We start from the raw sequence: 22,151 nt of genomic DNA on the forward strand, positions 1-22,151 counted from the left end.
ATCATTTGTGAATTAAAGCACAAACTTATGAGTTTTATCTATATAAAAGCTTTTAAAATAAGGGTATTTCTCATGGAAAGGTCTTCCAAAGTAACTACATAAAGGAGAGCAGATTATGAAAAATAAGTATTTATCTACTTCACTAGGACTTTATATGAACTATTTCGTTCATGGTATGGCGTTAATCATCATTGCACAAAATATTGATTTTTTATCTCAAAAATGGCATACAGATTTAGCTGGTGCTGCCGGCGTTGTGTCTTCATTTGGGATTGGTAAATTACTTGCTGTTTTTATATCGGGAAAACTATCAGATAAATTCGGTCGTAAATTATCCGTCATTCTCGGCGTATTTTTCTATATTGTTTTTTTAGGCGGTATTTTGTTAAGTCCAAATACTATCATAGCCTATGCGTTCGGTATTTCAGCAGGAATTGCAAACTCTTTCCTTGATACAGGTACTTACCCAGCATTAATGGAAGCTTATCCTAAAAAAGCGGCATCAGCTAACATCGTTGTAAAAGCTTTTGTGCAAGCTGGTCAGTTTCTCTTACCATTTATGATTGCTTTTATTTTAGCAAATAACTTATGGTACGGCTGGAGTTTTATCGTGTTAATTGCGATTCTACTTATTAACTTACTGTATACGTTGACTCGTACGTTCCCTCCAATGACCGTTGGAAAACCGCTTGATTTCGAGAAAGAAATCGTTGAAGAGAAGAAAAAAGCATTTCATTTTAGCATTGATGAGATTTGCTTGATTCTCTTTGGATTTGTAGCACAGACGCTTCTATACATTATGAGTCAATGGATAGCAAAATACGGTTCTGAAGTTATTCATATGACTGATAATGCTTCTAGACTACTTGTGAGCTATGCAAGTGTTGGTGCTATTTTATGCGTATGTGTAACGTTTATTTTAGGAAATCGTGGGGTTAAAACACTTCATATTTTAATAACGTATGTAACGATGACGATGTTAGTTTCCTTCACGCTTTTTGCATTCCCAACTGAAATTGTCTGTCTAGTTGGTGCTTTCTTGCTTGGTTACTTCTCAGCTGGTGGTATTATCCAATTAGGTTTAACACTTCTCGCCGAAGTCTCTGCTCGTGGTAAAGGTTTTGTTACTAGCCTTTATACGATCGCTGAAGGTATTGCTGTTTTTGTTATTCCACTTATCGCTGCCGCTATTTCTAGGGTTGATATTGCTGCTATTTTCCTACTAAATGCTGGTATTGCATTATTCGGGTTAGCTCTTTTATTAATCGTATTTGCCAGAAAGAAAAAATTTGCTCGTGATCATATTTAAAAAAAGTATCGAGGTTGGGGAAATCCAACCTCGATACTTTTTTTGTTATAGTTTTTTTATAGTTTTCCATTTGTACATTAGGAACCAGAATGCTGTAGCAGTAACAATGAAAATTAAAATCATTTTTACGAGCAAAGTTACAGCTTGAGTGGTTGTTATCAGACTTTCATAATTAAATTTAGAGTAATGTCCGCCTAAACATATCGTGATATAAATGGAACCAATAATAAGTATCGGCATACGGAATTTATTATTCATTAAGAATCTACCGTTATTTTCAAGGGAAGCCGTTTTTAAGGCATACCAGCCAATTATTATCATTAAAATGGATAGAGCAATAAGTACTATAAATTCGCTGATGACCATACTTCCACTTAAAAGCGGGGTTGGTAGTGCTGAAAACAACATAACCGCACCGCCATCAACATCGGCCAATGATTTACCTTCCAAAAAGGCTTTAAATCCAACTATCAAATTAGTTGTTGCACCTGGAAACATGTAGAAAAAGCTCACTACTGCCCCTATAGCAACAACACCTGCAGCGATTATGTCTCCAACAAGATAACCAACAGCTATTGCTAAAGTGAAAGAGAATAAAAATAACAGTGAAAAAGATGCAATATACATACTAGAATCCGACACATTTGGTAAATATAACGCAGGAATTTGCTGATATATATACATAAATCTTAAGGAAATAATTAAAGGAACTATAATAAAGATGATTAATGAAGGAATGAGTAATTTATGCCAGAATATCTGGTTTTTAGAATAAGGTAAGCCAAACGTAAAATAATCCATTTGCTTATTTTTTTCAAATACGGTTAACTTTAGCCCTAAAAACAAAAATACATAAAAGAACAAGGCTAAATTTCCTTCAAAATCATAAGGAGTTAAGCTTAAATCGATTTTAATTTCATTTGGCGTCAATTGTTGATCATCCACATTCACTTTTTGAAATTCTTCCGACTGGTAATACTTATAATTTTGATTAAACATATCTACTGTATTAGTAGCTGTCATTGCTTCTGAACCAATAAAGGCAATAACAATAAATAAAAATATCCATGCGTTTTGACGCCATTCTTTAAAGAGAAGCCCTGTACTCATTATTCTTCTCCCCCTTGTTCCTCTAGATGATAAACAAACAGGTCTTCTAATGTAACCGCAAGTTCATCCATGAAAATCGGTTTTTCTCGTTTTATAGCAGCATATAATTCTGTATTCATATCCCGGAATAAAATCGTATACACCCGCCCATATTTGTTAATCACTTTGCCATTTTCAAGTAAAATAGTTGGTAACTTTTTGTTTTCAAAAGCAATTTGGATTTTGACTGCTTGTTCACGTAAAGTTTCAAGATGATAGGATTCTTCAATGCGATTTCCTTGTAAAATATGGATATAATCGGCAATTGGTTCTAAGTCGTTTAAACGGTGTGAAGATATTACAATACCTAATTTCCGTCGTTCTACTTCTTCTAATAAAATCCCAGTAATTTTCTTTTGAGCGATAACATCTATACCTTCCATAGGTTCATCAAGTAAAATAAAATCTGCTCCAATACAAAGTGACAAAACTAAACCGAAAAGTGCTTTCATTCCTTTAGAATACGTTTGGAACTTAACATCCGTGGCAAGGTTGACTTGATTCATTAATAAATCAAATTTAGCTCCATCAAATAATGGGTAAGTCTTTTGATAGAATTTTTTTATTGTTGGAATTTTGTAGCCATCCCAGCAACCTAAGTTATCTTGTAGCATAAATATTTTTTGCTTTAGTTCGGGATTTTTACTTATCGGCTCATCTAAGTAGACATCTCCTTCATCTGGAATGTAAAAACCCATCATTGTTCGAAAAAGTGTTGTTTTCCCGATGCCGTTTCGTCCAACTATGCCAACAATCTCTCCTGGATTCACTTCAAATGTTATCTTATCAAGCAAAAGCTTCCCATCAATTTTTTTACTTAACGAATCAACCCTCAAATTTTGTCACCTCCAATGATGTCCTGACTGTATTCAACAGATAATTTATGTATTTCTTCCACATTAATTCCAAGATAAACTAAATCTAAAATTATTTCTTTTAATTTTATTTTAGTTTCTGCTAACTTTTTTGGCGAACTGTTTTTTTCTGTTTGGTCCGCAATAAAGGTTCCTTTTCCTTTAACCGTGACGATTACTTCTTGACGTTCTAATTCTTGGTAAGCTTTACTCACAGTGTTTGGATTCACTCCTATTCTGCTGGCGAATTCACGTATAGAAAGAATTTTTTCGCCTTCTTGAAGTATGCCTTTGACAACTTGTTCTTTAATTTTTTGGACGATCTGTTCATAAATTGGCAGTTGACTTTTCGTATTAATAGTAAACATCTCTCCCCCCACTTTCATGACTTTTAATTATAGAGAACTAATTGTACTAGTTACAATAGTACAGTACATATAAAAATAAATCAATTCCCTTTTAAAAAGAAAATTGATTTACATTCTTTTTTTCTAATGTTAATAGCGCTTGTTTCATTGGTATTCCGCCACTATACCCTGTTAGTTTCCCGCTTTTGCCGATGACTCGGTGGCACGGGATAATTACAAGTAAGGGATTTTTTCCAATAGCTGTTCCGACTGCACGGACTGCTTTTGGACGATTAATTTGTTCAGCTATTTCTGTATAGGTTCTAGTTTCGCCATATGGAATCGTTTTTAAGGCTTCAAAAACTTCTAATTGTAATGTTGTTCCGGATAAATCAATAGGGAAAGTGAAATTAATGCTTTCTCCATTTAAATAAGCAACTAGTTCTGCTTTATATTTCCTCATTTTCTCTGGGTCATGTGTCGCTGATTGCAAGTTTTCCTTATTTTTCCCAACATAAAACAACCCTTTTTCAGTGGCGGCGAAATAAATTTTTTCTCCCGCAAAACGGATTGAATCATCATAGAACTTGTCCATTTTCTTCACCTCTTTCAACTATTAATTATACGCTTAACAAATTAGTTTTTCTATAATACCTAGTTGTAATAGCAAGATTAGAAAAGTTTTTCTCGCAATTTAACGCTATAACGTTTATGATTAAGAAGAAGTTGAGGTGATTACATTGTCAGATTATTACTTAACTAAAAAAAGATGGCAAGCAATTTCAACGAATGATCGCACTGCTGATGGTACTTTTTTCTATGGTGTGAAGACTACGAAAATATTTTGTTTTCCTTCTTGTAAATCGCGTTTACCTAAAAAAGAAAATATTGTTATCTTCCATAGTAAGGAAGAAGCCATTTCGGATGGTTTTCGTCCTTGTAAACGATGCAAATCTGGAGGGAAAAGTTTACCCGATACAGAATGGGTAGGTAACATTAAGGCTTACATTGAAGAAAATTTTGCAAAGCCATTAACCTTGCAAATTATTGCCGACGATTGTCACGGGAGCCCTTACCATCTCCATCGAACCTTTAAACGGATTACAAACATCACACCTATTACTTATTTAGACAATATTCGAATCGACTATGCAAAAAATCAGCTCCAAAACACAACCTTATCTATTGAACTTATTGGAAAAATGTCTGGTTTTCCTAATTCCTCCCATTTTTCTACTACTTTTAAAAGACATACAGCTTTATCGCCAAACCAATTTCGAAAAGAACAAAAATAAATTAGAACGGATGAAACTTATATGACGCATTTAACTTTACCTATTTTAGAAGACTGGGAAGGTCTTACTCTAACTGCTATTTTGCAAGAAAAATTTCACCTTGGAAAAAAAGCACGGCATGAAATCAGAATGTCTCAAGATGTTTTACTGAATAATAAACCACTAGACGACTGGAATACTCCGCTTTTTGTTGGCGCAAGTCTTTCTTTACCAATTATTTTGCACGATAAAATCCCGGTTTATGAATATGACTTAGAAATTATTTATGAAGATGATTTTTTACTAGTAGTTAATAAACCTGTTGGAATGAAAACTCACGCAAATGACAGCTACGAAACAGATACATGCGCAAATGCAGTGCAATATTATTTAGAAAAAACGGGACAAGAAGCAAATGCACTCGCTGTTCACCGGCTCGATCAAACCACTTCAGGATTAGTTCTTTTTGCTAAAAACAAGTTAGCTATCGCTGGATTATCGTGGCAAATGGAAAATAGAGCGATTCACCGGACTTATCTTGCTGCGGTTGATGGCACTTGGGGACTTGTGATGCAGACGATTAATAAACCTATTGGCGAAGACCGTCATCACGGCTCAAGACGCCAAATCAGTCCTTATGGTCAACCTGCCGTTACTCACGTTAAAGTTTTAGAAAATGACAATGAAAATAATACGTCTCTTGTAGAATGCCAAATCGAAACTGGCCGGACGCACCAAATCCGTGTTCACTTAAGCGGAATCGGTCATCCAATCATTGGCGATACGCTTTACGGCGGATCAAGTCGTGCAAACCGAATCATGTTACACGCAGAGAAATTACATCTTAATCATCCTTTCAAAGGCAAAGAAATGAATTTTTCCGCACCAGCTGGAGATGATTGGGTATTTTAAAAAGCCACAATATTAAATTGTGACTTCTGTACAAATCTCTACTTTCATACCGTCCGGATCTTCAAAAAACACAGCATAATGATTTTTACCACCCGCAAAAGGAAACCTGTCTTCGTATAGAAGCTTGATTCCTTTTGCTTTTAATTTAGCTCGAAAGTCATCCACACGTTCCTTTGTACCACCGTGAAAAGCTAAATGATTAAGTCCAATTCGCTTACGATGATAACCCTCTGCTAAAAATGGCTCCTCGGCTTGCACAAAGACTAAATACGTCTCTCCAAATTTATAGCTAAATCCTTCATTCCACGTTTGATATAATTCATAAGAAAGCTCTTCTAACAGCTCCGACCAAAATAGCCGGCTTTTTTCGATATTAGCTACATAGATTTCCACATGATGTAACATTTCACGCCTCCCCGATATGTTTAAGCGCTTCTCTACGACTAAGTAGCGCAAGCGTATGGCTGTTTACAAAAACGCGAACTGCCTCACTATCTACTTTCGCATATTGTCTAAGCGCCCAACCGATTGCCTTTTGAATGAAAAATTCTTTAGAACCTAGCCATTTTTCACAATTTGCAAATAAGAGTTCAGCATTTGTTTCTTCTTTATATTTTAATTGAAATAAAATGGCCGTCCGAGCTAGCCAAATATTATCTCCGTTTATCCATGCTTCGTTATAGATAGGGATTAAATCGGGATATAGTTTGAAATGATTACTTACGACCGTTCCAGCTAAGCCATCTACCGTGTCCCACCATGATTTCGTCGTAACTAATTGCTCATAGATTTCAATTGCTTCACTGGCTTGTTTTTTACCATAGCGACTTAATAAATCAATTGCCGCGTATTGAAGTTCACGCTCTTCTTCTGCAAATAATTCCACAACAAGCTCTAGCAAATCATCCGGCATACCATTTTCTCTTAAAAAATCAGCTACTAATTTTTTTCGTTCAGTGGCTCTAATTCCTAAAAATGGGAATTGGTTTTTCATGTATGCTTCCATTGGCTTCGAATCTGCTACAGAACGATTAGCACGGAATAACGTTTGAATAGTCGTCATTCTTTTTCCCCACCTGTTAAATAAGCTCGTTCTCGTTCAATACTGCTTAAAAAGTATTCTAAATCATCTGGGTCTGGCCCAACTCGTTTACCTGTTTCTAGTCGGTCGATTTTTTCCATGTCACTTGCATCCAACTGGAAGTATGAAAGTCGTGAATTTTCTTCAATACGGCTAGACGTAATCGACTTAGGAAAAATAATCGTATTTCGGTTCAAATGCCATTGCAAAATCACTTGGTCAACAGAAGCTTGATGTTTTTTCGCAATTTCTGTAATAACTGGATTTTGCATTAATATTCCTTTAGCAAGTGGCGACCAGGCAGCATGCGCGATATTCTGTTCCGCCAAATATTTTCGAAGGTCATTTTGCGGTAAAAGGGGATGTGTTTCTACTTGGTTTAAAACTGGTTTTTCATTTGCAGCAACCAATAAATCACTTAAATGATGTTGTTTAAAATTCGCAACCCCAATTGATTTAATAAGTTTTTCATCATGTAGTCGCTCCATTGCCCGCCATGAATCCCGGTATTTCCCTGCAACTGGCCAGTGAATTAAATATAAATCCAAATAATCCAACTTCAAATTTCGAAGCGTCCGTTCAAAAGCAAATAAGGTTTCATCATAACCAAGATCCCCATTCCACACTTTCGAGCTTATAAATAATTCTTCTCGTGGCACTGCACTATCCAAAATCGCTTGCCCAACAATTGCTTCATTATTATAAACTGCTGCTGTATCAAATAAACGATAACCAACTTCAATGGCTTTCTCCACAGCACCAGCGATAAATTCTTGCTCAGTCACTTGAAATACTCCAAGTCCAATATAAGGAATTGTCTCATTCCCCGGTAGTATCATTCTGTCTTGTAAAGTTTTTGTCAAAACGAAACCCTCCTCACGAAAACTAATTGTGAACTTTTTCTCTTAAATGAATTATACACTATTTTCGCAAATTTATATTTTAAAACCAGTATACCGAAATGCGCCTTACTCTCCTAATAAAAAGACGCAAAAAATCTACTTTTTTTATTCATTTTCTTAAATACCTAAAAACAGCCATTGGAAACGCTGTCAGATCGTTTATTTGCGCTTTCTGAAAAAAAAAGTTTCCTATTTATTCCCATCCTATGTTAGTATTAATTTGTGGTAAAGATCTATCAAATTTTTTATTTGTTTTTGTTAACTTATCGTTAAGAAAAAAGCTCCCTTTTTAAAGTAAAAGCGAGCTGATTATTAATGACCAAAAATGATCGGGGGAATTAAGAAAATGGCTTTTAAAAATAAAAAAGACCGTTTTGCTTCGTTGTTGCATGACATTGCAGTAAATTTACATGAAGGTGCAAATTTCTTTGCAACTTACAACATTAATTCGGTGGAGGATTTACATACTTTCTCGAATAAAATCAAAGAATATGAAACAGCTGGGGACTCCATGGTTCACAAAATGATTATGGAATTAAATGACGCTTTCATCACACCAATCGAACGCGAGGATATGTTAGAACTTACTAACCGCCTTGATGACGTGATGGATGCACTTGATGAGACAGCTTTCTCACTTGAAATCTGCCAAATCACTCATTACGATGAATACATGACTAAATTTATCCAAGCTATCCAAGCAAGCACTGTTGAAATTGAAAAAGCAGTTGACCTTGTTTTTGATAAAAAATTAAAAGATGTTCGTAAACTTGCGATTCAAATTAAAGATTACGAATCCCAATGTGATGATGTTTACCGCGAATCACTAATCCAACTTTTCCAAAACGAAAAAGATCCAATTAAACTTATTCGTCTAAGAGAAGTTTATGAAAAATTAGAAGACATTGCTGATAGTTGTCAAAGCGTTGCCAATACGCTTGAATCAATTGTCATGAAAAATGCGTAAGGGGTCTAGATAGATGGAAGGAATGTTTCTAATCACCCTTGTCATCGTACTTGCTGCGCTTGCATTTGACCTAATCAATGGGTTTCATGATACAGCCAACGCAATTGCGACTAGTGTCTCTACAAAAGCCTTAAAACCACGACATGCGATTATTCTTGCAGCAGTAATGAACTTTGTGGGTGCTATTTCATTCACAGGGGTTGCTAAAACTATTACAAAAGACATTGTTAACCCATTTGACTTAGATCACGGGGAACTTGTTATTTTAGCAGCATTACTTTCGGCAATCGCATGGAACTTAATTACTTGGTATTTCGGGATTCCTAGTAGTTCCTCTCATGCCTTGATTGGTTCCATTGCAGGTGCAGCTATTGCATCAGCCGGATTTGCAGCTATCGAATACAGTGGATTTACTAAAATCATTGTTGGTTTATTAGTATCTCCTGTACTTGCTTTCGTAGTCGGTTACACGATATATTCACTCTTCAAGATTTTCTTGAAGAACTTAAACTTAGCCACGACCAATCGGCGCTTCCGGATGATTCAAGTCGGTACAGCCGCGCTACAATCTTACACACACGGAACAAATGATGCACAAAAATCAATGGGGATTATCACAATGGCTTTAATTGCCAGTGGTTTCCAATCAACAGACGATGTGCAATTATGGGTTCAAGTATCCTGTGCGGTAGCTATGGCGATTGGTACAAGTATTGGTGGTTGGAAAATCATCAAAACAGTCGGCGGTAAAATCATGAAAATCAAACCCGTTAACGGTGTAGCAGCTGACTTAAGTTCTGTTATTATCATTTTCGGTGCCACTTTCATTCATTTACCAGTTAGTACAACACACGTAATCAGCTCTTCTATCCTTGGTGTTGGAACAGCTCACCGTGTTAAAGGAGTAAAATGGGATACTGCACAACGCATGATTATTACATGGGTTATCACACTTCCTATTTCTGCAACGATTGCAGCTCTTATCTTCTACGTACTAAGATTCGTCTTATAATTTATTTAGAGCCTTGTTATAGCAAGGCTCTTTTTATACATTTTTTTGAATAAAACTAATAAACACAAGAACAAATCAAGTTTATTTTAAAAACTTATTGCATATTTACTCATTTTGATGTATTATAATAAACATCGATAATAACGATTCATTTATCATAAATTACTCAAATACTAGAGGGAGTTGTACTTATGCAGAAGCATGTATTACAAAAGTTCGCAGCAATTTTACTTATTTTTATATTTGTATTTTCTGGCTTCACAACAGTGTTCGCCGCTGATACACAAGATGAAACTTTAACTAAAATCCAAGAAAAAGGTGTTTTAACAGTTGGACTTTCCGCTGATTATCCGCCGTATGAATTTCATCAAACCATCGACGGTAAAGATAAGGTTGTCGGTTTTGATGTAAGTATCGCTGAAAAAATTGCCAAAGATTTAGACGTTAAATTAGATATTAAAGAAATGAACTTCGATAGTTTGCTCGGTTCACTAAAAACCGGCAAGATTGATATGATTATTTCTGGTATGTCACCAACTCCAGAACGTCAAAAAGAAGTCGATTTTTCTGACCCGTATATGTTTGTACAACAGCGCGTTGTGATTAGAAAAACGGATAAAGAGAAATTTACAAGTGTAAATGATTTTAATGGCGTTAAAGTTGGTGCCCAAAAACAAACAACCCAAGAAGAATTAGCCAAAAATGAACTAGTTGGTTCAGACGTTGTTTCACTTCAAAAAGTACCTGATTTAATTTTGAACCTTAAAAGCAACAAGCTCGATGCAGTAGTTTTAGAAGGACCAGTTGCAGAAGCTTATATTAGCCAAGATAAAACACTCGCATTAGCAGATATTAAATTTGTTAATGGTAGCAAAGAAACAGCCATTGCAATGCCAAAAGGCTCCACCGCTTTACAAGAAAAAGTCAACGCTTCTATTAAAGATATACAAGATACTGGCTTACTGAAGAAATATCAAAACGAAGCCAACAAATTAATGTTCCAAGACGGTAGTTTTTACGAGAAGTATGGTAATTACTTTATCACTGGTACATTGATTACGATTGCTCTTGCTGCAATTGGCGTATTATGTGGTGCCATTCTCGGCTCATTACTAGCTCTCATGAAACTTGCAAAAACAAGATGGTTACGCTGGCCAGCAGCTTGTTATATTGAATTTGTCCGTGGTACGCCACTTCTAATTCAAATTTTCATTGTCTTTTTCGGAACTCAAATTATCGGTATGGACGTATCCGCCTTTGTTTCTGGTTGTATCGCCCTATCGCTAAATAGTGCCGCTTATGTTGCTGAAATTATCCGCGCAGGTATTTCTGCTGTCAACAAAGGTCAAATGGAAGCAGCTCGTTCTCTTGGTATGACACAAGGAGCAAGCATGCGTTACATCATCTTGCCACAAGCCGTAAAAAATATTCTTCCTGCACTTGGGAATGAGTTCGTTACTGTTATTAAGGAATCTTCCATCGTATCCGTCATTGGTGTAACAGAACTAATGTTTATGACTGGTGTAGTCCAAGGCGCAAGCTTCAAACCATTTATCCCACTAATCATCACATCATTAATTTACTTTGTACTAACATTTAGCTTGTCAAGACTACTAGGTGTTGCTGAAAGGAGAATGAGAACAAGTGATTAATATTAAAAACTTACACAAACATTTCGGTAAATTAGAAGTCTTAAAAGGCATTGACCTTGAAATCGCATCCGGAGAAGTGGTCGTAGTTATCGGCCCTTCCGGAAGCGGAAAAAGTACCTTCTTACGTTGCCTGAACTTATTAGAACAACCAACAACCGGCACGATTCTTTTTGAAAACAAAGACCTAATGGCAAAACAAACAAACGTCAACGAACTTCGTCAAAAAATGGGCATGGTTTTCCAAAACTTCAACTTATTTCCGCATAAAAACGTCCTTGAAAACCTAATGCTAGCCCCAATGAAAGTAAAAAACGAAGATAGCACAGCAGCTAAAGAACATGCGCTTTCTCTACTTGAAAAAGTTGGCTTAGCTGATAAAGCAACTAGCTACCCTTCCCAGCTTTCTGGTGGACAACAACAACGGGTAGCCATTGCCAGAGCACTTGCAATGAACCCCGACGTAATGCTATTCGATGAACCAACTTCCGCACTCGATCCCGAAATGGTCGGGGAAGTATTAAGCGTAATGAAGTCACTTGCTAAAGAAGGCATGACGATGGTTGTCGTCACACACGAAATGGGCTTCGCAAGAGAAGTTGCCGATCGCGTTGTCTTCATGGATGCCGGCGTGATTCAAGAACAAGGCACGCCCGAAGAAGTATTCGGAAACCCGCAAAACGATCGTACTAAAGACTTTTTAGGAAAAGTGTTAGCATAAACATAGATTACGTCTCACCTATTTCTCGGTGAGGCGTTTATCTGCACTTATAGAGAAAAGGAGCTAATTAAACATGATGAATAACTCAAAAATTGCTAAAAAACATCAACAAATGCCCGTTAATATCCTAGCTGATATTGGAACGCTTGCCAAAACAATGCCGGATATTCTAGATTTATCTATTGGCGATCCTGATTTAATCACAGATGCATCAATTATTAACGCGGCATTTGAAGACGTACGCGCTGGTCATACAAAATATACAGAATCTGGTGGGGATGTTGAATTAATTGATGCCATTCGTGGTTATTTCAGTCGCAATTATGATCTGTCTTTTGAACGAAGCCAAATCCGTGCCACAGTTGGCGCACTTCATGGTATGTATCTGACCTTGCAAACGATTTTAGATGACGGTGATGAAGTCATTATTCACGAACCATACTTCTCACCTTATAAAGATCAAGTGTTAAACTCTGGTGGTACGCCAATCATTATTCCAACCTACGAAAAAGATGGTTTTGCCATTAATGTTGATATTTTAGAAGCAGCTATTACAAATAAAACCAAAGCTTTAATTTTAAATTCACCTAATAATCCAACCGGCGCTGTCTTTTCCCCAGAAACTTTTGAAAAAATCGCCAATCTAGCGAAAAAATATGACTTCTTTATTTTATCTGATGAAGTGTATGATGGTTTTAGTTTTTATGAAGACTTCGTACCAATGGCCAAATTCGCGCCCGATCATACAATCACGTTCGGAAGTATGTCAAAAAATTTCGCAATGACAGGTTGGCGCCTTGGGTATATGATTGCCCCTACCTATTTAAATGAAGCAGCAAAAATTATTAACGAAGGAATTACTTATTCAGCTCCGTCACCGTCCCAACGAGCTGCTATTTACGCTTTGAATCATTCTGAGACACTAATTCCTTTAGTAACAGAAACCTTCCAAAAACGCCTAGAATATATCGCAAAACGAGTAGCAGAAATTCCATATCTTTCCTTACACCCGCTAAAAGGATCCATTTATGCATTTATTAATATTTCTAAAACAAAAATGGATTCCGTTTCCTTTACAGAATACGTTTTAAAAGAAACACAAGTACTCGTTATTCCAGGGTTAGCTTTTGGTGAATCAGGTGATAATTACGTTCGCCTAGCCGCAACGCAAGATATTAGTGTACTAGAAGAAGCATTCAACCGTTTAGCCAAATTAACCTTCTAATAAAAAGAGCAAACTCGCTTCATCAGCAAGTTTGCTCTTTTTTTATTTTAATTTGATTTCTGCAAAAGAAGAAACAACTGTCGCTTCTTTTGGAAAAGTAATATTTTTCGTCGCTTCATTAGGTACGATGTAAACTTTTAAACCCGCCTGTAGAGCTGATAACGCACCATTTTTCGAGTCTTCTATCGCGATTGCTTCTTCCGGCTTTACACCAAGGGCTTCCACTGCTTGTAAATAAAGTGCTGGATGTGGTTTAATTTCATCGACATGATCCGCCGTTTGTATCGTCTCAAAATCAGCTAAAATGCCCAGACGATCCAGCGTAGGCTCAATCCAATCAAATCCCGAGCTCGTTGCAAGCCCAATTTTATAATCATTCACTTTTACTTGTTCAAAAAATTCTTTAAAGCCATTACGAAAACCAAGTGATTGTTGACCAAGATGACAAGCTTCCGCCACGGTAGTTAAAAAAGCTTCTTTATCAAAAGCCCCGTTCGTTGCTTCCATCATATAGCTAATAATTGGTTCTTCACTTGTACCGATAATTTGCTGATAAATTTCATCTGGCAAATCAATATTGTACGTATCTTTCAAATATTTCATTGTCTCCGTATACCATAAATTCTCCGTATCAAGCATGGTTCCATCAAAATCAAAAACAACTGCTTTCACATGCATCCCCCTAGTATAAGTGATACTTTCATTGTAACATAGATAAACTATTTAAGAAATCTTCCAAAAGGGGTTGCTTTTTTGGTAAAAAACGAATAATATTGAAGTTGTGGTTTTTAATGTTCGTTATTTACCATTAAGCATGATTTTAAAAAAGGAGTGAAACACACGCATGTTTCAATTAAAAGCAAACGGTACAGATGTTAAAACTGAAGTTATCTCTGGTTTTACTACATTCCTAACGATGGTTTATATCGTAGTAGTTAACCCAGCCATTCTTTCCGCAGCAGGTGTTCCATTCAATACCGTATTTATGGCAACTATCATCTCTGCAGTCATTGGTACATTATGGATGGCGATTTTCGCTAATTATCCAATCGCAATTGCGCCAGGACTTGGTATGAATGCTTATTTCGTAACAGTAGTTACAACTCAAAAACTAGATTATTCGGTCGCATTCGCTGCGGTCTTTGTAGCAGGTATTATTTTCTTACTATTATCTTTAACACCGCTTCGTGAAAAAATCATTGAAGCCATTCCACATAATTTAAAAGCTGGGATTACTGCTGGTATTGGTTTATTTATCGCTTTCCTTGGCTTCCGTATGACAGGTATTATTGTTTCTAACGATTCTAACTTAGTAGGTTTAGGTGACTTACATTCCAAAGAAGCTATTTTAGCTATTGTTGGTCTTTTAATCACTTTAATCTTGCTTGCTTTAAATGTAAAAGGTGCTTTATTCATTGGGATGATTGCAACTGGTATCATCGCTTTTATCACAGGTGAACTTAAATTTACAGAAGGTATCGTCAAACTTCCGCCAATGCCAGAATTCGTCTTCACTAACCCTATTCACGCTTTTGGTGATGTGATGAGTTACGGGCTCTACGCTGTCGTTCTGTCCTTCTTACTTATAACGATTTTTGATACAACCGGAACAATGATTGGTGTTGCTAAAAAAGCCGGCCTAATGAAAGGTGAATCATTACCAAATGCGAAACAAGCATTAATGGCTGATGCGGTTGCAACAAGTGTTGGTTCTATGTTTGGTACAACTCCAACAAGTGCCTACATTGAATCTTCTGCTGGGGTTGCAACTGGTGGACGTACTGGTCTTACTACACTTACAGTAGCTATCTTGTTCATGGTGTCGGCATTCTTCGCTCCACTTGTTGGTGCTGTATCTGGAATTTCTGCTATCACTGCACCAGCTCTAATCATTGTTGGTAGCATGATGATTGGTGCTGTAAAAGAAATCGACTGGGATACACTAGATGAAGCTTTCCCTGCTTTCTTAGTTATTCTAGCTATGCCACTTACTTCAAGTATTGCTATCGGCTTAGCATTTGGTTTCATTTCTTACCCAGTATTAAAAGTATTTACTGGCAAATGGCGCGAACTTAACTGGTTCTTAATCGTTATCGCCGTATTATTCTTCATCCTCGTTGCATTTTTACCACATTAATAAACGACTAGCGTCTACCAAACTTAGGTAGGCGCTTTTTTATTGGACAAAAACTCACTCTTTTGCTATAAAGAAGAGAGAAACTAATTAGAAATGAGTTGAACTTGTCGTGTTTTTAAAATCACTGCTCGCTGGTGTCGCACTTGCTGTTGTAGTTTTCCTAGCAAATTTTTTGATGCCTGACTACACTGTATCCACCTTATATTCCATCGTAACAACTATCATTGTTTTTGCCTCCATTATCTTATCTGCATTCGTATCCTTTGGTGGGCGTAGTGGAAATCCAAGTCGAAAAAGCCAATTACGCTGGAGTATCCTGCTTTTAGTTGCAGCAATTCCTAGCTTTATCGGCTTTATTATTACTTTTTACTTTTAAAATAAAAAGAAGCATTCCCAAAACGGAAATGCTTCTTTTTTTAATCTTCTAAAGCGGAAATGAACGCCGGTAAATATTCTGGTAGATCTGGCGGGCGGCGACTCGAGATAATGTGCCCGTCTGTTACAACTGGCTCATTATGCCAAATAGCTCCTGCATTAGTCATATCATCTTTAATTCCTGGTGTACTTGTTACATTTACACCTTCTAAAATTCCGGCAGAAACAAGTACCCAACCAGCGTGGCAAATTTGTCCAATTGGTTTTTTCGCTTTATCAAACGCGCGAACCAAATTAAGTACGCTGTCAAAACGACGCAATTTATCTGGGGACCAACCACCTGGAACTAAGATTCCATCGTAATCTTCTGCGCGAACAGAATCAAAATCATAATCAGAAGTAACAGGAACTCCGTACTTACCGTGATAAACTTTTTTAGCTTCCTCTGCCACTAAATGTACCGAAGCACCTGCCTCGCGTAATCTAAGCACTGGATACCATAGCTCTAAATCCTCAAAGTCTTCACTAACAAGTGCAATAACTTTTTTACCTTTTAAAGTCATATAAATCTCCTCCTATCCTCTTCTATAGTATAACAATAACTAGATTGTTATTAAATTATTCCGCCTATAAAAGAAGACAAAAAAAGACGCTCGAAATAAACATTTCCAGCGTTGCCATCATGTTCGGTCGTCTATGCATAACGGGATGAGGCATAGACATAAACTACACGGCCAATGAGATGAATGAAAACAAATAATGATTTTGGTGTCTAAACAGATGTCTGACTAGTTGCCATTCTATTGGAAGATGGATACACCAAAAGTCATTATAACCATGATAGGGTCTTATCCCCATGAAAATCACATTTATAAAATGAAACTTTCATCGAGGTAAAACTCTATCCTATAACTTATTTTACTATTCTTCTCAAAAAAAGCAAGTAAATAAATATAGATTTTTTGTGACGAACTTAAAAAAAACAAGAAAAGCTTTACTATTATCGCATACTTTTGTATAAAATAATTTTTTATAAATAAAAAGGAGACTATTACAGGCTCCTTTTAACCAAAGATTTCAACAATCATCCATGAAAAAATAGCGACTAATGGAATTAAAACCCATACATTGTGTCCAATCAGGCTAGGACGAGCAGCTGGTCTATCTTCGAGTAGTTGAATTCTTTCACGTAAATCGTGTACTTCTAGCTCTAAATCCTGCACTTTATCTTCTAGTTCATACAAACGTTCTTCCATTTTAATCCCTCCACACCTTTTTCTACATCTCATTATACGCGCAACGAAATGAAATACATCCTTCCATAGGCTGATTTATTGCTAATTTATTGTCATACCGTTCAGCCATTTGCTACAATAAAAGAAAACAATCAACTGTTGGGGTGGAAAAATGGAAATTCAAGTAGAAGAAGCTGTTGTAAAACTCATTTTACATGGGGGAAACACACGTAAAGAAGCATATAAAGCAATTGATTATGCTGAAAAATACCAATTTGATCAGGCAGACAAGCATTTACAAATGGCCCAAGAACAGTTTCAAGAAGGTCACGTTTGGCAAACAAAACTAGTCTCGATTCGCGACACTGAAACCGTAGCACACCCGTCATTTTTATTAATTCATGGACAAGACCATTTAATGACTGCCCAAGCCGAACTACAACTAGCCAAAAGAATCATTGAACAATATAAACATCAACAAAACTTAGAAAAACGCCTAACAAAATTAGAAAATCAGCTAGCTTAAGCATGAGACGTAGCTGGAAATAAGAAATAAGATTCACTTGTAAGGATTTTCGGGCGCACAAATAATATATCTTCCGTCTCGATAATATAAGCCGCATCAATACGCGTATCTTTTTCAGGCGTAAATAAGAGATGTATCGTCATGATTCCGTCACTAAGCAAATAACTTAAAACTTCCACCACATCTAGTTTTTTGACACTAAGAATATCTAATACATATAAGTCCGTCTCTTCTCGCTCAAATAATACAATTGCATCTATTTCTTCTATATAATAAATATCATTTTTTAAAGCTATCAATAAATAAAACATAAGCAAGTCTTCACTATTTTTCACATCAAGCGTACTAGAAAGTGGTACTCGTTCGGATACAATACGCTGAATTAGCTGGAAATCGGTTTTATTATCGGGATTCAGCTTTTTTATTTTGGAAAATTTCTTTTTTAGACTACTAGCATCCACGGTAAAACTACTCTCTTCCACTCGCTCAAATCCAAACTTCGGATAAAAATCAAGCACAGAATCATTTGCAAAAAGATAAAGAAAATCATAGTCATGTTCATACTTAGTAATTACGTGATTCAATAACTGATTCATAAGCCCTTGGCCGCGATACTCTGGATGAGTCATTACTGTGCCTATTTGAAGCGCCTTGCAACCCTTCCCTTGATAAATCAAATCCATTTTATTGATAGAAACATTCGCAATGATTTCATTTTTATCCAAATAAGAGTAACAAATATATTTACCATTCCAAAACCCTTTTTGAAACCATTCTTCAAAATTAATATCAAACGTACTTTCTGCAAGTTTATTAAAGCTATCACGGTACATTTTATTGTCTTTATAATCACTTATTAGTTCATAGTTCATTTAAAATTCCTCGATTCATTCGTATAAAAATAACAGGCACGACGCAACATACGCCCTACCTGTTAATTTTATTTAATTTAACGTATACCAAGTGCTATTTTTGCATAGCGTGACATACGATCTTTCGTCCAAGGTGGATTCCAAACAAGATTCACATTCGTATCTTTTACTTCTGGGATATCACTTAATGCCATTTGCACTTGCTCTGTTAAAATCCCTGCAAGTGGACAGCCCATCGTCGTAAGCGTCATTGATACGGTACAAAGCCCATCTTCATCTAACTCAACATCATATACAAGTCCAATGTTTACAATATCAATTCCAAGCTCCGGATCAATTACTTGTTCCAGCGCGCCCATTAGATTTTCTTTTAGTTGCTCATCCATGAAGCATATGCCTCCTTTTTGCAATTTTGTACATTTATTGTATCATATATGAGAATGATTTTCATTATAAGAATTTCTCAAAAAAGCTAACTCCTTGTAGCATTCCTTCAACTGAAACTTTGTGTTTTGCATTATCATCAATAATAAATTCGACATTGTCTGCTAAGCTCTCTTCAACCAATGTCTGATATAGTTTTTCACTGTACGCAAAGGGAACTACATCATCTTTTTTCCCGTGCCAAAGTAACAATGGGCGGTTATTAATTTTCGTAATGTTTTGGGTTAAATCGTATTTTTGTAAAGCTAAAATCCGTTCATCAACATCATAAGGAAAAGTTAATCCCTGCGCCAAAGCATATTTAGATAATTCTTTAGCAAAGTCAACATAATAAGCGCTTCCCATTAAACTAACTGCCACTTTAATATAATCATATTGTCCGAGTAAACCAAGGGATGTAATTGCTCCCATCGACACTCCTCCAACACCGATACGGTTGGCATCTGTTTTCCCTGTTTTAATTAATTCCTCTATAATGAGCGGAAATTCAGTAATATTCGTTTCAATAACATCCCAAAAATAAGTAGCTTGATCTTCCGGATTCGCGCCTTGAAGACGTTCCCCGTGTAACTTAGCATCAGGTAAAACCACCCGGAAACCTCGTTGTGCAAGCAAGTAACCGTAGTGCAAATAAAGTTCTTTTTGTGAAGTGAATCCGTGATAAAAAATAATAGTCGGTAACTCTTTTTCTGCATTTTCACGATTACTAATATGTAAAACTGGAATTCCCGCAATTAGTTCATTTTCTACTTGAATCATTGTGAAGCCTCATTTCTATAGGTTTTATTGAGTTATTGTAAAGAACGGAATCATTTACAAATAGGTAATAAACGTCTATCATTAACCTGTGCCCTTATTTTAGCATGAAGGGCAGTTATGAACTAACCATATGAATTAAAGGAGCAAACTATGTCTAAAAAATTAATCGTACTAGACCTTGATGGCACAACACTTAGAGATGATTTAACTATCTCCTCGCATACTAAAAACACATTAGAAAAAGCACGAATGGCCGGTCACGAAGTAATGATCGCAACAGGACGCCCTTACCGCATTAGTGGCTCGTATTATCATGAGCTTGAATTAACTACACCTATTGTAAATTTTAACGGTGCTGTTTATCATCATCCAAGACTCACTACTTTTGCTGAAGGCTATCATCACGCAATTGATTTACAAGTAGTTCGAGAATTGCTTGATTTCTCCAATGATTTCGCGCTAGATAATATTGCGGCTGAAGTAGAGGATAATGTCTTTTTGAAAGAACGCAATAATAGTGTACCAGAGACATTCCATTTAGGAACAGAAAATATTGTATTTGGAAATATTCGCGACGCCATTACATCAGATGCTACATCGCTATTATTTTTCGGTCAACTTGATCAACTAGATTTAATTAGTAAACATTTAGATGAATCACTTTCTGGCGTTATTTCTCACCATACTTGGGGAGCGTCTGCTTGGCCAGCTGTAGAAATTATCAAGTTTGGCATTCATAAAGCAATCGGTGTCCAAGCCGCTGCAAAAACACTTGGCTTCGACCGTAAAGATATTATCGCTTTCGGTGACGAAACGAATGATTTACAGATGCTTGATTATGCTGGCGTTGGCGTTGCAATGGGTAATGCCGCTGAATCCGTGAAAAACGTCGCAAATGTTGTAACCGCATCTAACCAGGATGACGGAATCGCTTTATATCTAGAAGAAAACTTAAACCTATAATAAAAAGCTGCAAGTATGGCCTTACAAAAGTTAGAATCTCTAATTTTTTGTTTCAACCATGACTTTGCAGCTTTTTTTACATCATTTTATTTTTATACATAGCTAGTGCTAATTTTTGGTCTGCTTCTGAACGAAAATCTCCAAATACACTCGAAGTTTCCATGACATTAATAAATGCTTTAGGGTCAAATTCTCCAACAATATGTGTAATGTCATATAGCTCATAACGCGTAATAACCATGATTAGCATAGCAACATCCTGTTTTGAATATCCACCCATCGCATCTACCACTGTTATTCCTCGTACCATATTTTCATGGATAGCTTTAATAACTGTTTCAGAATGCTGAGTCATAATCATCACAGTTAACTTTTGATGTCTAGTATGGATAATGTCAATTACTCTACTTTGTACATATAAAGAAATTAACGTATAAAGAGCAAAAGTCCAATCATAAGCAAATCCTGCCACAATAATGATAATACCGTTTAATAGTAAGAAATACTTCCCAAATGAACGCCCTGTTTTAATTGTAATATACATAGCTAAAATATCTAGCCCGCCTGTCGAAATCCCAAATTTCAATGCTAACCCAACACCTACAGAAGCAATTAATGCTCCAAAAATCGCATTAAGTAAAATGTCATTTGAAACTTGTACTTCCGGAATAACAATTAAGAAAAAAGACATAAAAGCAACAGTTAAAAAGCTAAAAACAGTAAAGGATTTCCCTACTTTTAACCAACCTAAAATAGCAACGGGAATATTTGACAACAGAACAAGTAACCCTGTCGAAATCGAAATATTCATTGTATCACGTAACATGTCTGATCCTAATTGCGCAACCCCATTTAATCCAGCAGCATAAACTTGAGCTGGTATTAAAAAGAAGTTCATACCAATTGCATTTAAAAGTGCTGCTATGATTGCAATAGCGGTTTTTTTAGCATATTCTTTATACACTAATTTTGAACTCATTTTCTTCTCTCCTTTTTTGGCCCTAACATAACATACCAACTTTCTAGAGAAAAGAGAAGTCTTTTTTATTATTTTTTTGATTTTTAATTAAATAATGGATAACCGCCTGATAAATAAAAGCCCAGTGATACGGTTATTACTACAACTATAATGAAAATCATTAAGAACATTCCCGTTGGCTTTTGTTGTTTTCTATAACTAAGCAACATTTCCACCACACCAATTACAATAATGCCCATTAAGATTTTAAATATAGCTAAAATCCAGCTTTCTTTCACACTGTACTGCACCATCATAATTCCACTTAATATGACTAAAATATAAAAAACTCGGTTAATCATTTGTAACATGGTAAATCCTTTAACAGATTTTGAATAGATTAGTAACGCCGTGACGGTTAAAACAACAATTGCTACCCAAGAAATTAAATGTACATATCCCCACATAATACTTCCTTCT

Annotated in this window: 27 protein-coding genes and 1 pseudogene; 12 read left to right on the forward strand and 16 right to left on the reverse strand. The window is 36.0% G+C overall.

What is annotated here, in order from left to right:
• Positions 1–115 precede the first annotated feature (115 nt).
• Complete coding sequence (locus AC4PG8_RS09445) at positions 116–1,309, forward strand: MFS transporter (protein ID WP_185505565.1); 1,194 nt, start codon at positions 116–118, stop codon at positions 1,307–1,309.
• 45 nt (positions 1,310–1,354) lie between these two features.
• Here the strand turns inward: AC4PG8_RS09445 and AC4PG8_RS09450 are convergent, their stop codons facing one another.
• From AC4PG8_RS09450 to AC4PG8_RS09465, 4 genes are all read right to left on the reverse strand, one after another.
• The gene (locus AC4PG8_RS09450) at positions 1,355–2,419 is read right to left on the reverse strand and encodes a hypothetical protein (protein WP_185505566.1); all 1,065 of its coding nucleotides are present in this window, start codon (positions 2,417–2,419) and stop codon (positions 1,355–1,357) included.
• A complete protein-coding gene (locus tag AC4PG8_RS09455; RefSeq protein WP_003763607.1) occupies positions 2,419–3,294 on the reverse strand; it encodes an ATP-binding cassette domain-containing protein in 876 nt (291 codons plus the stop codon). The genes AC4PG8_RS09450 and AC4PG8_RS09455 overlap by 1 nt, the downstream gene beginning before the upstream one ends.
• Positions 3,291–3,680, reverse strand: a complete 390-nt coding sequence (locus AC4PG8_RS09460) for a GntR family transcriptional regulator (RefSeq protein ID WP_003763608.1) — start codon at positions 3,678–3,680, stop codon at positions 3,291–3,293. Before AC4PG8_RS09460 ends, AC4PG8_RS09455 begins: the two co-directional genes overlap by 4 nt.
• Positions 3,681–3,771: 91 nt before the next feature.
• The gene (locus AC4PG8_RS09465; protein ID WP_070753838.1) at positions 3,772–4,254 is read right to left on the reverse strand and encodes a methylated-DNA--[protein]-cysteine S-methyltransferase; all 483 of its coding nucleotides are present in this window, start codon (positions 4,252–4,254) and stop codon (positions 3,772–3,774) included.
• 145 nt (positions 4,255–4,399) lie between these two features.
• Here AC4PG8_RS09465 and AC4PG8_RS09470 point away from each other — a divergent pair, with 145 nt between their 5' ends.
• Complete coding sequence (locus AC4PG8_RS09470) at positions 4,400–4,954, forward strand: bifunctional transcriptional activator/DNA repair enzyme AdaA (RefSeq protein ID WP_077957599.1); 555 nt, start codon at positions 4,400–4,402, stop codon at positions 4,952–4,954.
• A 21-nt stretch (positions 4,955–4,975) separates the two neighbouring features.
• Positions 4,976–5,845 carry an RluA family pseudouridine synthase gene (locus AC4PG8_RS09475; RefSeq protein ID WP_003763612.1) on the forward strand — a complete coding sequence of 290 codons (870 nt, stop codon included), beginning with the start codon at positions 4,976–4,978 and terminating at the stop codon, positions 5,843–5,845.
• 12 nt (positions 5,846–5,857) lie between these two features.
• On the opposite strand, the gene AC4PG8_RS09480 is transcribed toward AC4PG8_RS09475, so the two are convergent.
• From AC4PG8_RS09480 to AC4PG8_RS09490, 3 genes are read right to left on the reverse strand one after another with little or no spacing between them, the layout of a single operon-like run.
• A complete protein-coding gene (locus tag AC4PG8_RS09480; RefSeq protein ID WP_003769883.1) occupies positions 5,858–6,250 on the reverse strand; it encodes a VOC family protein in 393 nt (130 codons plus the stop codon).
• 1 nt (position 6,251) lies between these two features.
• Positions 6,252–6,908 carry a DNA alkylation repair protein gene (locus AC4PG8_RS09485; protein WP_492170286.1) on the reverse strand — a complete coding sequence of 219 codons (657 nt, stop codon included), beginning with the start codon at positions 6,906–6,908 and terminating at the stop codon, positions 6,252–6,254.
• Positions 6,905–7,789, reverse strand: a complete 885-nt coding sequence (locus tag AC4PG8_RS09490; protein WP_010991138.1) for an aldo/keto reductase — start codon at positions 7,787–7,789, stop codon at positions 6,905–6,907. The genes AC4PG8_RS09485 and AC4PG8_RS09490 overlap by 4 nt, the downstream gene beginning before the upstream one ends.
• 385 nt (positions 7,790–8,174) lie before the next feature.
• On the opposite strand from AC4PG8_RS09490, the gene AC4PG8_RS09495 reads away from it, so the two are divergent.
• The 5 genes from AC4PG8_RS09495 (at position 8,175) to AC4PG8_RS09515 (ending at position 13,402) form a co-directional block, all read left to right on the forward strand.
• On the forward strand, positions 8,175–8,795 hold the full coding sequence (locus tag AC4PG8_RS09495) for a DUF47 domain-containing protein (protein ID WP_003723380.1): 621 nt from the start codon (positions 8,175–8,177) through the stop codon (positions 8,793–8,795).
• 13 nt (positions 8,796–8,808) lie between these two features.
• Positions 8,809–9,807, forward strand: a complete 999-nt coding sequence (locus AC4PG8_RS09500; protein WP_003763620.1) for an inorganic phosphate transporter — start codon at positions 8,809–8,811, stop codon at positions 9,805–9,807.
• A gap of 191 nt (positions 9,808–9,998) precedes the next feature.
• Entirely contained in the window at positions 9,999–11,459 is a 1,461-nt protein-coding gene (locus AC4PG8_RS09505) for an ABC transporter substrate-binding protein/permease (protein ID WP_112120266.1), read from the forward strand.
• Positions 11,452–12,177 (forward strand): amino acid ABC transporter ATP-binding protein, encoded by a 726-nt coding sequence (locus tag AC4PG8_RS09510; protein ID WP_003768064.1) that lies wholly within the window; start codon positions 11,452–11,454, stop codon positions 12,175–12,177. Before AC4PG8_RS09505 ends, AC4PG8_RS09510 begins: the two co-directional genes overlap by 8 nt.
• Positions 12,178–12,253: 76 nt before the next feature.
• A complete protein-coding gene (locus AC4PG8_RS09515) occupies positions 12,254–13,402 on the forward strand; it encodes a pyridoxal phosphate-dependent aminotransferase (protein WP_033533890.1) in 1,149 nt (382 codons plus the stop codon).
• A 42-nt stretch (positions 13,403–13,444) separates the two neighbouring features.
• Here AC4PG8_RS09515 and AC4PG8_RS09520 read toward each other — a convergent pair whose 3' ends face one another.
• A complete protein-coding gene (locus AC4PG8_RS09520) occupies positions 13,445–14,074 on the reverse strand; it encodes an HAD family hydrolase (RefSeq protein WP_492170287.1) in 630 nt (209 codons plus the stop codon).
• 172 nt (positions 14,075–14,246) lie between these two features.
• Between AC4PG8_RS09520 and AC4PG8_RS09525 the strand changes: the two genes are divergently transcribed.
• Together AC4PG8_RS09525 and AC4PG8_RS09530 are read left to right on the forward strand one after the other, a co-directional pair.
• Positions 14,247–15,539 (forward strand): NCS2 family permease, encoded by a 1,293-nt coding sequence (locus AC4PG8_RS09525; protein ID WP_003767704.1) that lies wholly within the window; start codon positions 14,247–14,249, stop codon positions 15,537–15,539.
• Positions 15,540–15,648: 109 nt separating this feature from the next.
• Positions 15,649–15,915: a hypothetical protein gene (locus AC4PG8_RS09530; protein ID WP_492170288.1), complete on the forward strand. Its 267-nt coding sequence runs from the start codon at positions 15,649–15,651 to the stop codon at positions 15,913–15,915.
• A 40-nt stretch (positions 15,916–15,955) separates the two neighbouring features.
• Here AC4PG8_RS09530 and AC4PG8_RS09535 read toward each other — a convergent pair whose 3' ends face one another.
• The 3 genes and pseudogenes from AC4PG8_RS09535 to AC4PG8_RS09545 form a co-directional block, all read right to left on the reverse strand.
• A complete protein-coding gene (locus tag AC4PG8_RS09535) occupies positions 15,956–16,477 on the reverse strand; it encodes a type 1 glutamine amidotransferase domain-containing protein (RefSeq protein WP_003723656.1) in 522 nt (173 codons plus the stop codon).
• A gap of 163 nt (positions 16,478–16,640) precedes the next feature.
• A pseudogene (locus tag AC4PG8_RS09540) lies at positions 16,641–16,966 on the reverse strand (hypothetical protein).
• 12 nt (positions 16,967–16,978) lie between these two features.
• Complete coding sequence (locus AC4PG8_RS09545; protein ID WP_003763635.1) at positions 16,979–17,170, reverse strand: hypothetical protein; 192 nt, start codon at positions 17,168–17,170, stop codon at positions 16,979–16,981.
• A gap of 151 nt (positions 17,171–17,321) precedes the next feature.
• Between AC4PG8_RS09545 and AC4PG8_RS09550 the strand changes: the two genes are divergently transcribed.
• A complete protein-coding gene (locus AC4PG8_RS09550; protein WP_003763637.1) occupies positions 17,322–17,675 on the forward strand; it encodes a PTS sugar transporter subunit IIA in 354 nt (117 codons plus the stop codon).
• Here AC4PG8_RS09550 and AC4PG8_RS09555 read toward each other — a convergent pair.
• The 3 genes from AC4PG8_RS09555 to yjfP form a co-directional block, all read right to left on the reverse strand.
• Positions 17,672–18,547, reverse strand: a complete 876-nt coding sequence (locus AC4PG8_RS09555; RefSeq protein WP_492170289.1) for a GNAT family N-acetyltransferase — start codon at positions 18,545–18,547, stop codon at positions 17,672–17,674. The genes AC4PG8_RS09550 and AC4PG8_RS09555 overlap by 4 nt on opposite strands.
• 77 nt (positions 18,548–18,624) lie before the next feature.
• The gene (locus tag AC4PG8_RS09560; protein ID WP_003763640.1) at positions 18,625–18,933 is read right to left on the reverse strand and encodes a metal-sulfur cluster assembly factor; all 309 of its coding nucleotides are present in this window, start codon (positions 18,931–18,933) and stop codon (positions 18,625–18,627) included.
• A gap of 64 nt (positions 18,934–18,997) precedes the next feature.
• Positions 18,998–19,750 carry an esterase gene (yjfP, locus tag AC4PG8_RS09565; RefSeq protein WP_185510574.1) on the reverse strand — a complete coding sequence of 251 codons (753 nt, stop codon included), beginning with the start codon at positions 19,748–19,750 and terminating at the stop codon, positions 18,998–19,000.
• A 150-nt stretch (positions 19,751–19,900) separates the two neighbouring features.
• Between yjfP and AC4PG8_RS09570 the strand changes: the two genes are divergently transcribed.
• Complete coding sequence (locus AC4PG8_RS09570; RefSeq protein ID WP_003763644.1) at positions 19,901–20,713, forward strand: Cof-type HAD-IIB family hydrolase; 813 nt, start codon at positions 19,901–19,903, stop codon at positions 20,711–20,713.
• Positions 20,714–20,789: 76 nt separating this feature from the next.
• Here the strand turns inward: AC4PG8_RS09570 and AC4PG8_RS09575 are convergent, their stop codons facing one another.
• Both AC4PG8_RS09575 and AC4PG8_RS09580 read right to left on the reverse strand, forming a co-directional pair.
• Complete coding sequence (locus AC4PG8_RS09575) at positions 20,790–21,692, reverse strand: YitT family protein (RefSeq protein ID WP_492170290.1); 903 nt, start codon at positions 21,690–21,692, stop codon at positions 20,790–20,792.
• 83 nt (positions 21,693–21,775) lie between these two features.
• Positions 21,776–22,138 carry a YisL family protein gene (locus AC4PG8_RS09580; RefSeq protein ID WP_003769902.1) on the reverse strand — a complete coding sequence of 121 codons (363 nt, stop codon included), beginning with the start codon at positions 22,136–22,138 and terminating at the stop codon, positions 21,776–21,778.
• Positions 22,139–22,151 lie beyond the last annotated feature (13 nt).

The sequence above is a fragment of the Listeria sp. MAN/IMW/UF555 genome (genome assembly GCF_058684075.1).